Source organism: Pseudobythopirellula maris (assembly GCF_007859945.1).
Taxonomy (GTDB): Bacteria; Planctomycetota; Planctomycetia; order Pirellulales; family Lacipirellulaceae; genus Pseudobythopirellula; species Pseudobythopirellula maris.
On the sequence record NZ_SJPQ01000001.1, the window covers coordinates 944,524 to 957,290 of the forward strand.

Below are 12,767 nucleotides of genomic sequence, written 5' to 3' on the forward strand. Positions count from 1 at the left end.
GTGATCCTAGTTCGCCTGATTACTGATGGGTCAAGCCTAGCGGCTAGCCGGTCATCTCAATGCTCTCCGCCGCTCGTTACCCTGCCTGTACAAGCGGCTGCGTCCACCGGGAAATTCGATTCTCATGCTCTCAGCAAGAGCCTTGCACGACAAGCGTGTGCCGGGGATCGGCCCCGTGCCCCCCAAGCAGCACAGGCGCCTAGTTGAGAACGCTGAGCTTGATCGCTGGCCAGATGCAGAGAGCTCCTTAAATCGTTCCACTCGCCAATGAGATGGCTAGCCTGCGACATCCGCCTCGGTAGTGCACGAAGACTTCCGCCCACGACCGGCAGGGGCAAATGATCGCAATAGCATCATGCAACTGCGCATAAACGCCCTGCGTTGAGGAACAATACGCTTAGAATGAAAGGCTGTGCTTCTCCTCTTTAGTCTACTCCTTCGGCCACCGGCTTTAATGCTCGGACCGCCTTTTTGGCCGGCCCGCTCCGGGTTGCACCGGGCTTGTTGCCGTGAACTCTTCGATACCATTCACGAGCTGCGTCGATTGACTGCTGGCTTTCACCTCGATGCTGCCCAAAAGCGACGCGTTGACCGTTAGCCGCTGAGGCGGATCCGGTTACGCAAATCCAGCCAGTTCGGCTGCTAGTTCCACGCACGCATATCTCTATCTGCTCTGAGACTCGCACATCATTCCACCGTTGCAGAGGTTCGTATTGCCTTCTCTTCCCCGCAGTCGTCGTCGAAACGGCGCAAAGCATTCATCAAAGCTAAGCCTAGAGCAACTCGAGCAACGCTGCGTGCTCAGCGCTGATCCGATTATCAGCGAATTTTTGGCAAGCAACGACGGAGTGCTCCAGGATGAAGACGGCGAGTTCAGCGACTTCATCGAGCTCTACAACCAGGGAGACGAGTCGCTCGATTTGGCCGGGTGGTACCTGACCGACGACGAGCAAGACCTCACCAAGTGGTCTTTTCCCAGCACCGACCTTTCGAGCAACCAATACCTGGTCGTCTACGCTTCGGGCAAAGCTCGCAGTGTCTCGGGGAGCGAGTTACACACCAACTTCGCCCTGTCGGCCAATGGTGAGTACTTGGCCTTGGTGGCGCCCGATGGGCTGACCATCGCCAGCGAGTTCGCGCCTGAGTTCCCGGTGCAATACGAGGACGTATCGTTTGGCGTGGCGGAGCAACGCACCCCCACCACGCTGCTGGAGCATGGCTCGCCAACTCAAGTGTTGGTCCCAGGAGCGGAGATTGGGACCGCATGGACCATCGAGGGGTACGACGACACCGGCTGGACTTCGGGTTCCCTAGGGGTCGGGTACGCCGTTGAAGCGGCCGCGCCGGTCTCGGAGACCGTGCTCCAGATTGACTTCAACGACCGCGGCTCAGCAGCCAACACCTTTGGGGCCTTCGATGCTTTCGTCATCGAATCGGGCGATGAGAACCAAACGTCGCCCGTCACGCGCACGTTTGGCGATATCGACGTAACGCTGATCGACGCCACTTCCACAGCGGGCTACCAAGACCGTGTCCGCGCAACCCCGACGAACGTGGGAGATTTTTCTGAGTCCCTTCTGTTGCAGGACTTTGTCTTTTCTTCCGACAACGATGGCTCGGCCGGCGCGGACAGCGGGCTGGACGTCTTGATCGAGGGGCTGGATGCGGAGGCGACTTACACGGTGTGGGGCTGGTCGTACGATCCCAGCAGCACGGGCACGCGTGTTTCCGACTGGACCGCCAATGGCGTCTTGCTCGATGACTACAGCTTCGACGGCAACGCGCCGCCTACCGACAACGAGACCTACCGCTTTGGCATAGTGACCACCGCCAACGCCCAGGGCGAAATCTTGCTCCAGGGCCGACGCGACGAGGCGAACTTCGACTTCGGCGTGTTCCTCAACGCCCTGCAAGTTGACACCGGGGACGCACTCAATCTTCCCAGCGGGGTCGCAGAGGCGTTGCGCCTCGACTTCAACGCCCGGACGGCGGGCGAGTCGGGCTCGGCAAACACGGAAAACGGTTACTCCGTGATGGATCTCGACGAGAACGGTTCGTTGTTCGGTGGGATTGAAGTCACTCTGTCATCGTTCAACGGGGCCACGCTCAACGATCGCGACCGATCGGTTCCTGGCGAGAGCGGCTCGTTCACTTTGGACCAGGTGTACGATGACCATATCTACGCGGACGGCCCCGCCGGCAGCGGTATGGAGATACTCCTAGAGGGTCTCGTTCCCAACGCCCAGTACGACGTGGCGATCCGATCGTACGACGGGGGACTCAGCACCAGCCCGTGGAGCGCGATCTGGACCGAAGAGAGCGGCGACAATCCGGTCACCATCGCCGACCCCTACACCTTCGAGGCCACTGTTTCGCCCGGCTCCAACGACGACAACACGATGCGGGCCAGCCTGACCGCCTCGGCGCAGGGAACACTCGTGCTGCGAGGCGTTGAGCACGAAGACACCAACACGAGGAGCGTGATCGTCAACGCTATCGAGCTGACCCGCTCAACGCTTGACGAGGCGATTGGCTTCGATATCGAAGCCGCGATGCACGATGCGAACAGCTCCGCCTACACCCGAACGCAATTCACCGTCGACAGCTTGGCGGAAGTCGACGAGTTGCGTCTCGAGATGCAGTACGACGCTGGCTTTGTGGCTTACCTGAACGGTGTGGAGGTCGCGCGTCGCAACGCCCCCGCGGGAACCCCCGCTTACAACGCTGCGGCGACCGCCGAACGCAGCACGAGCCAAGCCTTGCAGGCCGAGACGATCAACCTCGATGGCTTTATCGGCGAGCTGAACGAAGGCGGCGCCAACGTGCTCGCGATTCACGGCCTGAACATCTCGGCCGACGACGCCGATTTCTTGATCGCGCCGCGGCTTTATGCAGCCGCCGTCGATAGCCAAGAGGGGCTGTACCTGCTGACTCCCACGCCCGGAGCCCCCAACGGCGAGGGTGTTCTGGGCTTCGCCTCGGCGCCCCTAGCCAGTGTGTCGCACGGCTTTTACGAGACATCGTTCCCAGTCTCTTTGACGGCGTCGACGGCCGGAGCCGATGTCTACTTCACCTATGATGGCAGCGTTCCCAGCGCGAGCAATCCGGCCGCTATTCTCTACGACGGTCCGATCACGATCTCCACGACCACCGTGCTGCGGGCCGCAGCGGTCAAGGAGGGCTTGGGCGATTCACCGACGATCACCGAGACTTACTTGTTTCTCGACGACGTGCTGGACCAGAGCATCGACACCAGCAACCCGGCGAACAATCCGTTTGGCCTCGAGTACCCCGCCATTTGGCAGGCGAACGCCACGGCCGATTTCAATGTCGACGGCCGGATCGACAACGACCCTCTCTGGGACCTCAAGAGTTCGCTGCAGTCGATCCCAACGATGTCGATTGTCTTGGACCACGACGATTTATGGGACCCTGCGAACGGCATCTACCCGAACGCCACGAGCGAGGGGTCGGATTGGCGGAGGGCCGGGTCGATCGAGTACATCGACCCCAACACGGGCGAGAACTTCCAGTACAACGCCGGCGTGCAGATGCACGGGGCCGCCAGCCGCGACAACGTGCGTCTGAAGAAACACTCGTTCCGGCTGATCTTCAACAGCGAGTGGGATGGGCCCGGCACGCTCGAATTCCCGCTGTTCGACAACGACCCCGAGTTCGCCGACATCAACACCGTGGTCATGCGGGCGTCGTTCACCGACAGCTTCGCCACCCGCACCTCAACCAACCGGTACTCACCGCTCGACTCGACCTACACGCGCGACGTCTTCATGCGCGACACGCAGATCGCCATGGGCCACCCGTCGCCCGACAGCACCTACGTGCACCTCTATATCAACGGCCTGTACTGGGGGATGTACAGCCCGGCCGAACGGACGGACGACGCGTTCCTGGCGTCGCGGCTCGGCGGCGAGCGCGAGGACTGGGACGTCATCCGTGACTTCAACGAGTTGTCTCGCGGCAACCGCGACGTCTACGACGAGATGTTCGACATCGCCGCCCAGATCGAGAACGCCTCGGATTCGGTAGCGAACGACTTGTTCCAAGTCCTGCAGGGAAACAACCCAGACGGCTCCCCCGATCTCGCCGGAACCACTTACCTCGATGTGGACAACTTTATCGATTACATCCTGCTCCACGTGCACGGCGGCGTGGAAGACTGGCCTTCCCACAACTGGGTGGCGGCGCGCAACCGGGTCGATCCGGGCGAGGGCTTCAGGTACTTCGTTTGGGACCAAGAGATCGCCTACGACGGCTACGAGCGAGACGTGACGGATGAGAGCGGCGGAGAAGGTCGCCCGGGCGAGCTCCTGCAACGACTGAAGAACAGCTCGGAGTTCAGGCAGCGATTCTCCGACCGCGTTCAGCACCATATGCTCAACCCGGACGGAGCGCTCACCGTCGCCGCGAACACCGATCGTTGGCTGTGGCGCGCCGACCAGATCGGCGAGGCGATTGTCGGCGAGTCCGCCCGCTGGGGCGACGCACGCGAGGGGGAGCAGATCAACGCCCCGCCCTCGACCACGGTCCCGCTGATGACCCCCGCCTTGTGGGAGGCGTCGATCGCCGAGGTCGTCGGCTACTTCCCCGAGAGCCACAACGACACGCTCGCCTACCTGGCGAACGACGACCTGTGGAACGGCTCCGTCGCGGCCCCTCTGTTCAATCAGTACGGCGGAGAGATCTCCGCGCCCTTTGATCTGACTCTGACCAACCCCAATGCCAGCGGGACGGTCTACTATACGCTTGACGGCTCCGACCCGCGTGCTGTCGGCGGATCGGTCAGCGCGTCGGCGATCGCCTACACGGGCGGCCCCATCAGCTTGACGGCGGCGACCCAAGTGCGTGCGCGGGTGCTTGATCTCGGGCAACCCGGATCCAACGACGACTGGAGCCCGGAGGTCGACAAAGCTTTTGAGCTCGACGCGCCGCTTTCGCTGCGGATCGTTGAGCTGATGTACAACCCAGCCTCGGGCGGGACGGAGTACATCGAACTGCAGAACGTGGGGGCATTGCCCATCGATCTAGACGGCGTCCGCATCGCAGACTTTTCTTCCGGCGGCTACACGTTCGCCAGCCAAACGCTTGGAGCGGGCGAAAGGATCGTGGTCACAGAAGACACGGCCGCTTTCCAGTCCCAGTACCCGTCGGTGACAAACGTGACGTCGACGGCGTATTCAGGCAGTCTGAGCAATGGCGGCGAAACGGTGACGTTGGTCGACGCCATGGGAAGGACCATCCAATCCTTCGGCTACGACGACTCGCCCCCCTGGCCGACCGAGCCCGACGGCGATGGGCGATCAATGGAGTATATCGGTCCGTTCGACGCCGACGCAGAAGACCCTTTGCTGGTCACAGGAGACCCTTATGACGACGGCGCCAATTGGCGGGCCAGCTTGGCGCTAGGCGGCACGCCGGGCGCGGCGGGCGCCCTCACTGGCGACTACGACGGGAACGGCGTAGTCGAGCACGCCGACTACTCGCTGTGGGTGTCGACCTTCCGGTCCACCTCGGACTTGCGTGCGGACGGAAACCAGAACGGCGTTGTCGACGCGGCCGATTTCACCGTGTGGCGTGACAACCTTGGGAATGCTTTGCCATCCTTCTCGACGGCGATCGGACTCGCTTCGTCAGCAGCCCCTCAATCTTCAGCCGCCCCTCTCGTGGAGACAGTCGATGTGGGGCCTGAGGACGAGGCGGCTCGTAAGCCGTTGCCTGCCGCCCGGGTCGCTTCATACCGTTTCGAGGCCCTCGCCTCTAGCGAAAATGGCGAGGAACCCGCAGGGCACGACTCCGCCCCAACGGCAGAAGAGAATCTTCTGCTCTTGCTTGCACTAGACCACGCGAATCAGAACGCGAACGCTGCTGATTCGCAGCAGCGAGCCCATGCCGAAGGTTGGGATGCCCTGGAGAACAGCTTTGCCTCGCTCGGCGAAGACGACCCTACGGACGACAGTGGGCTTCGCTCGCTTGGCGGCGATGCCGAGGAACCGCTCGACGTCGTGAGAATATTCTGAAGAGACAGCGATAGCAATCGGCTACCGCAGCATGTCCGCCATGCCAATGTTACTTCGCATCTTCAGGCCTCGGCGCGGAGCATACGACCCGCGCCATAGACGTCGACGTGAGCGGTTCCGGGCGTGCACCGCCCTTCCCTGCCGCCCCGCGCAAGGAATCAAGCGGAGCCTAAGTAAACCTAGCGACAGGATTCTCGGATCTCTCTCAAACCCTCTGCGTCTAGAGCGTTTTCGAATTGGTGTGGACGAGCGGGGAAGCGATTGGCGGCGTGGCGAGGAAGCCGAAGCAGGCAATGCGGTGCATTGTCGTTGCAGGCTGACGAAGCCATGACGCCGATCGCGAGCCGAGCGTCTACACCATTGAGCAAACCGCTCTAAGCCGGGCAAACACTCCGAGATCTCAGACCGCGAATAGCTGGCTTTGGATGTCGCGGAAGGCTTTGAACTCCAATGCGTTTCCGCTGGGGTCGAGGATGAACATCGTGGCTTGCTCGCCGGGTTCGCCCTCGAAGCGGGTGTACGGCTCGATCACCCACTCGACCTCATCGGCTGGCTCGTGAGCACGGAGCTTGTCGGCCAAGGCCTGCCAAGCGTCCATCTCGAGCACCACGCCGCTGTGCGGCACCGGCACGCCGTGGCCGTCGACCGGGTTGACGTGTTGGCCGATCTTGCCGTCGGGACCGATAGACGGGTTCAGGTGCACCACGAACTGGTGGCCGAACAGGTCGAAGTCGATCCACTTCTCAGCGCTGCGGCCCTCGGGACAGCCGAGCACCTCGCCGTAGAAGCGGCGCGCCTCGGTGATGTCGCGGACTTGGAGGGCGACGTGGAACGGGGTGAGCTTAAACGTTGTCTCTTGGGCTGCGGAGCTCATAGCGATCCGACGACCTCCTCACCGTCAGGCGTCGAGTAAGCGTGCCAAATCAACTGCTCGATGCTGTCTTGGACTAGCTTCGCACTGCCATCGACGAACAGCGTGTTGACCCCACCAGGGTGGTTGCTGCGCGCCGTCTGATTCCACTGCCCCTTCCAAGCCTGAGAGTTTTGTTTGCAAGGGGCGTTGTACTCGTTGACGCAATACCTCGTGAGGTCTTTCCAGTCATCGGGCTTGCCAAGCAGAGTCACTTGCTTGGCATTCGGCACGAAGTCGTGCATGTACATTGCGGCGGCGCCGAAGTGCATCGCTCCGCGGGTGTCTACGCCGGGTACGGTAATGAGCTCGCTCACCGCGGCGGTCTTGCTGGTGCCGTCCGTCGCGCGGGCCAGCTTGAGGCCCTTGTTAACGAGGAAGGCTCCCAGGCGGTAGAGCGACGAGCCGTCCTCACACTTGCTCCAGTGCTTCGGCTCTTCAGTGACCCCAGTCCCGTAGGGGTCCTCGGCGTATCTATTGGCGAAGGGGTTGATCTGCGATTTCGTACGGCATTGGAACGGGTAGGATGTAAAATCGGCAGGGTTGTCCATCCAAACCCAGCCGATGCCGGCGTTGGCGACGTAATTGCCCCGAGCACCATAGAAGTTCATGCCATCGACAACATCTGCCGGCTCATCCGTCGGGCATTGGAACGTCTTGAATTGAATGTGGTGCGCCGTGTTATCAGCCGCAACGCGCTCACCAAGAGGAATCGTCCAGTCGGCCTGATCGTACGCCGCCGCTTCTTCCACGTATCGCATGACCAGTGTGACCCAGCTGAACATCGTTGGGTCCGCTGAGGCCTCGGCGGCAGCGAGGTCACGCTGGACAGCTCCCGCGGGGAACCGGCCGTTCGCGCTCTCGTAGTTCATCAGCGCCAGGCCGACTTGCCGCATGTTGCTCAGGCACTGGCTGCGGCGGGCCGCCTCACGGGCGGACTGCACCGCCGGCAGCAGCAGGGCGACTAAGATGCCGATAATGGCGATCACGACCAGCAGCTCGACCAGGGTGAACGCCGCGGGCAGCCGACGGCGGCAAGAAATGGGAGCACGCATAGATATTGTCTCTCGAGAACAAACGGGCGGACACGGGGGGCCGATAGTGAGACCGCCTAGCCTCGGCTCCTAGCGCCTGAGTATAGCGCTATCGAGGAGCGATCCGAAAGAAGAATCTTCCAGGCGTGCGCAAAAACGGCGATGCCGGTGCGCAAGTTTGAGCCTCGACCTGTGAGCGTCCTCTCGAAAACCGGAGGCTTGCGGCATTATTCTGGTGACATCGCTGACGGCGATGGCTAGATTAAAGCCACTCTCTGAGGCCCGCCCATGTTGCGAGGCCAGACGAGGACAGGGCGGAGGTATCGCGGTGCAGGGTGCGTGAGGAACCACGCCACTCTCGCGCCGCTTGAATAATCAAAGAGCCATCCGGCGCGGCAAGCCTTGCAGCATGCTTGCCGTGTCCTCCCTCCCCTAGCGCCTGTCCCTTCGCTAAGAATGCTTGCGATGCGCTGCTTGCGGCGGCCACGCCGCCCACCTTCCAAAGTGCTTATATTGTCCCAGCGCTCGGTTACGCGCTGTTTGTTACGAGCTGTACTCGCACCAGGAATTAGTTCTCATGAAGCGAATCCTCAACACCCACCTGACCGCCGGCGCCGCAGCGTTGGCCGCTTTGCTGTGCCTCGCCCAAGCCGCCCAGGCTGCGATCCTCGATGATTTCAACGCGGGCGAGTTGATCGCCGACTTCCAGTTCGACGACGCCGACGGCACGGCGCTCGATGCGGCCGCCAACTCGGTCGATCCGCTCGCCCTTTTTGACAACGACAGCGACAACGACAACGTGGTGACCAACGGCTTGGGGCAACTCGACGCCTCGGGCAAGGACAACACCGCGTTCGGCAGCAATTACGTTGATATTGGAGCGATCTCCTACGGTCGAGCGATCGGCCTGTTCGACGTCTCGTGGGACTTCGACGAAAGCGTGTACGACGGAGCACAAGACGAGGAATTCCGCCTCACGCTGGTGCAGTTCGACCCCCGTTCGACCTTCGTCACCGGGGAAACATTCTTCACCCGCACGTCCGCCACCGAGGTCACCTTGACCGGCAACGCCGTAGGAACCGGCTCCGTCGACACCTCCGACGCGGTCTTCGGATCCACGGGGGACATGCTCACGCTGATCGACGTTAATCTGGACGAGAGCACACTCGATCTGTGGTACTCGATCGACGACGGTGTTTCGTTCACCCTGCTCGGGGGTGGCGTGCTCGACCCCAACCGCGGCATCGAATCGCTTCGCGTCGTGCTCAACGAGGACTTTAGCAACGACACGTTGCTGATCGAGCGCGTGGCGCTCTCCTTCATCGTGCCGGAACCGACCAGTGCGGCGATCGCCTGCATGGCTCTCACGGCCCTGATCGGCCGTCGCCAAAGGGATTGATCGCTGGCCGGATTTTGAAGCGCTGACCGATTTCTTCACCCGGGGGCGCGCCGCTCGTGGCGCGCCCCGGGTGACCTGTAGGAGTGAAGAGGCATGCTAAGGCGGACGCTATCTCCCCCCGCCATCGCCGCGGCCCTCGTGTGCATCGTGAGTGGGTGGTTTGCGGGCGACGCTTGGGCCCAGCAACGCATCGCGGCCGAGCGAGGGGTCGTTGTGACCGGCCACCCGGATGCGACCGCGGCGGGGCTGGCGGTGCTGCGCGCGGGGGGCAATGCGATGGACGCCGCGGTCGCCGCCTCGTTGGCGCTCGGCGTCGCGGAGCCCTACGGATCGGGCTTGGGCGGCAAGATGGTTCTCTTGCACCGTGAAGCGACCGGCGGCGAGATCGGCTGCGTCGAGGCGCTGTGCCCTTCGCCCGCGGCAACCGATGTGAAAGCCTTCGCCGCACTCTCTTCGGCCAAGCGATCGCGGGGCTACCACTCGGCCTGCGTGCCGGGTCTGCCGGCGGGGTTGTACGCCGCCCACCAGAAGTGGGGGTCGAAGCCGTGGGGCGAGCTCTTTGACGACGCCATCCGCCTCGCCGAAGAGGGAGTCACCGTCAGCGAAGAGATGCGCGACCTAATGGCCCCTCACGAGAAACGACTGGCGGCCAACCCCGAGACCGCGCCGATCTACTTAGTCGATGGCCGCCTGCCCCGTGTGGGTGAGCGGTTCTCGAACCCCGACCTCGCCGGCACGCTGCGTCGCTATCGCGATGGCGGCGCCAAAGGCTTTTACACGGGCGAAACGGCCGAGCGGATCGTCGCGGCCGCCCAGGCGGCCGGCGCGCGGCTGTCGCTCGACGACTTCCGCAGCTTTCAGCCTCGATTCAGCGAGCCGTTGGCGATCAACTTACGCGGCTACCGGGTCTACAGCAGCCCGCCGCCGCTCACGGGTGGGGCGACCGTATTGGCGGTGCTCAAGGGGCTTGAGCAGGCCGACTGGCCAACCGCCGCGCCGCGCGACGCGGCTTACATCGACCGCATTGGGAGGCTGCTGCAAGTCTTCTACCCGCGTATCAGCAAGTCGGCGGCCGACACGCCCGATGCCGCCCGCCTGACCCGCGAGTTGCTAGCCGACGACTCGATCGCCGCGGCCGTCGAGTTGGCCGCCAATCTTGATCCCCAAGACCCGAAGGCGTCGCTCGTCGGCGCGCACGCGGCTACGGGCGCCACGCTCGACGACCGTGACGACGCCAGCACCACGCACCTAGTGGTGATCGACTCGAGCGGTGAGATGGTGAGCCTTACGCAGTCGCTGAGCCTGCACTTTGGGGCCTGCGTCGCGCCGCCCGGCACGGGCGTGCTGCTCAACGACAGCATGAGCAATTTTGCGATCCGCACGAAGTCGTCCCCCAACTACCTGGCCCCGGGCAAGCGGCCCCGCAGCACCGTGGCGCCCGTGCTCGTGACACGCGACGGCCTGCCGGTGCTGGCGCTCGGCATCCCGGGGGGCCAGCGGATCCCGACCACCACGATTCAACTGCTCGCCGACGTGCTGCTGACCGACACGCCGCTCGAGCAATCGTTCGGCCGGCCCCGCTTCCACCTCCGCCGGCCCTCGACCTCCAAGCAGCCGCCCAACGTGATCGATCTGGAAGAGGGCGCATCCGCCGATGAGCTCGCCACGCTGCGGGAAGAGCTCGAAACGCTCGGCTGGCGGACCGAACGCAAGCCGCACAACGGCCACTACTTCGGCGGCGGCAACGCGGCGCGGTTCCTCGCGGGCGGGCGTTTAGAGGGAGTCGCCGACGACCGCCGCACCAACTTCGCCGACGGCGACTGACACCGACTCCCCCAAGGCGCACCGCATTGTACCGTCACCTGTGGATCTTCTTCTCGCTCGCCGTTTTGGCCACGACGCCGCTGCGCGCGGCGGTCACGCTCAACGGCGACTTCGACCACGGCTCGCTCGACGAGTCGGCCAGCTTTGTCTCGGGCGACTTCGTGCAACTGGCAGGCCGCGACAACTACAACGCCGGCCAGTGGAAGTGGCTTTACTTCTCGGCAAACGGGGTGCAGGGGCAGCAGCTTACCTTCCGGATCGACGATGACTTCCCGGGGGGCGGGTCGAGGCTGAACAACCACGAGATGGTCTACAGCTACGACCAAGACAATTGGTTCTTCTTCGACAACAACGCGCGGAGCTCTTCGGCCGACACCTACACGTTCTCGAACGATTCGGCTTTCACCTCCGACCAAGTCTGGGTGGCGTACGGGTTGCCTTATTCGATCGACCGGTTGGAATCGCACACGGCTGGCGTCGCGGCGAGCCCATGGGTCTCGCCAACGGCGACCGGCGGCTCGGACCTTGTGATCGGGCAGTCGCCCGGGGGGATCGACGACATCGGCCGCGTGATCCCGCAGCAAGACCTTTACGGATACCGCGTCACCGATCCCAGCTCCGACGGCCCGAAGGCGAAGATCGTGCTGCTCGGCGGCACGCACTCGAATGAGACGCTCGCCAACCTCACTCTCGAAGCGCTAGTCGACTATCTGGTCAGCGACGAACTCGACGCGGCGTTGCTCCGCCGCCGGGCCGAGTTCTTTGTTTATCCGATGGCGAACCCCGACGGCCGGCTGGCCGGCTACAACCGCAGCACGGTGCAGTTTCCTGACCTCGACCCGAACCGCCACTGGGACGCGCCGCACTACGACGGGCTGACCGACATCCGGGCGGTGGGCGAAGCCATCATCGCCGACACCGGCGGCGACGCCGACATTTTCCTCGACTTCCACTCGACGGTCGATCCCGGCTCGAGCCACTTCGTTTACACCGACATCGACAAGAACATGCACCTGCACCCCTATTGGCAACAGGTGCTGCAACTCGAACCGACCATCGCGACATTCGACGCCGCGCTTCAGAACGACACCGGGGCCAAGTTTGGCTACGAGCAACTGGGCGTGGGATTCACCGGAACGTTCGAGACACGATTCATCGCCGGCGAGAACGAAGACCGCTTTGTCACGCTGGGAGAGAACTTCGGCAAGGCGTTCGCCGCGTTGCTCGCCACGCCTTACGGTGACCTCAACTTCGACGGCGACGTCGACGCCGACGACTACGCCGTGCTCACCACTCACGCCGAAACGAGCACCGCGGGCCTGACGACCGCCGAGGCGTACGCGGCGGGCGACCTGAACAACGACGGCTGGAACGACGCACTCGACTTCGGCCTTTTCAAAGAGACTTATGTCGCGACCCACGGCGCCCAGGCCTTTGCGCTGATGATCGCCGGAGTCCCCGAACCCTCAACCCTGACCGTCGCACTGGTCGCGGCGATCTCCCTTATCATCCGCCGCCGATCCCCGGCGGCAGCCAAGCCATATTGAGCATCCCCCCAGGAGATT

Annotated in this window: 6 protein-coding genes; 4 read left to right on the top strand and 2 right to left on the bottom strand. The window is 63.3% G+C overall.

Translation table 11 applies throughout. The annotated features are described in order from the left end of the window. Nucleotides 1–797: 797 nt before the first annotated feature. Nucleotides 798–6,035 carry a lamin tail domain-containing protein gene (locus Mal64_RS03425; RefSeq protein ID WP_261342160.1) on the top strand — a complete coding sequence of 1,746 codons (5,238 nt, stop codon included), beginning with the start codon at nt 798–800 and terminating at the stop codon, nt 6,033–6,035. Between the two features lie 400 nt (nt 6,036–6,435). Here the strand turns inward: Mal64_RS03425 and Mal64_RS03430 are convergent, their stop codons facing one another. Both Mal64_RS03430 and Mal64_RS03435 read right to left on the bottom strand, forming a co-directional pair. Beyond that, nucleotides 6,436–6,909, bottom strand: a complete 474-nt coding sequence (locus tag Mal64_RS03430) for a VOC family protein (protein WP_146397071.1) — start codon at nt 6,907–6,909, stop codon at nt 6,436–6,438. Then, a complete protein-coding gene (locus Mal64_RS03435) occupies nt 6,906–8,000 on the bottom strand; it encodes a DUF1559 domain-containing protein (protein ID WP_146397073.1) in 1,095 nt (364 codons plus the stop codon). The genes Mal64_RS03430 and Mal64_RS03435 overlap by 4 nt, the downstream gene beginning before the upstream one ends. 556 nt (nt 8,001–8,556) lie before the next feature. Here Mal64_RS03435 and Mal64_RS03440 point away from each other — a divergent pair. From Mal64_RS03440 to Mal64_RS03450, 3 genes are all read left to right on the top strand, one after another. After that, complete coding sequence (locus tag Mal64_RS03440; protein WP_146397076.1) at nt 8,557–9,378, top strand: hypothetical protein; 822 nt, start codon at nt 8,557–8,559, stop codon at nt 9,376–9,378. A 93-nt stretch (nt 9,379–9,471) separates the two neighbouring features. Further along, the gene (locus tag Mal64_RS03445; RefSeq protein WP_146397078.1) at nt 9,472–11,202 is read left to right on the top strand and encodes a gamma-glutamyltransferase family protein; all 1,731 of its coding nucleotides are present in this window, start codon (nt 9,472–9,474) and stop codon (nt 11,200–11,202) included. A gap of 26 nt (nt 11,203–11,228) precedes the next feature. Then, nucleotides 11,229–12,749 (top strand): M14-type cytosolic carboxypeptidase, encoded by a 1,521-nt coding sequence (locus tag Mal64_RS03450; RefSeq protein WP_146397080.1) that lies wholly within the window; start codon nt 11,229–11,231, stop codon nt 12,747–12,749. Nucleotides 12,750–12,767 lie beyond the last annotated feature (18 nt).

What these genes read in the sequence shown, in the direction of transcription:
- Mal64_RS03430 (WP_146397071.1), bottom strand. Translation starts at nt 6,909, where the DNA reads ATGAGCTCCGCAGCCCAAGAGACAACGTTTAAGCTCACCCCGTTCCAC.
- Mal64_RS03435 (WP_146397073.1), bottom strand. Translation starts at nt 8,000, where the DNA reads ATGCGTGCTCCCATTTCTTGCCGCCGTCGGCTGCCCGCGGCGTTCACC.
- Mal64_RS03440 (WP_146397076.1), top strand. Translation starts at nt 8,557, where the DNA reads ATGAAGCGAATCCTCAACACCCACCTGACCGCCGGCGCCGCAGCGTTG.
- Mal64_RS03445 (WP_146397078.1), top strand. Translation starts at nt 9,472, where the DNA reads ATGCTAAGGCGGACGCTATCTCCCCCCGCCATCGCCGCGGCCCTCGTG.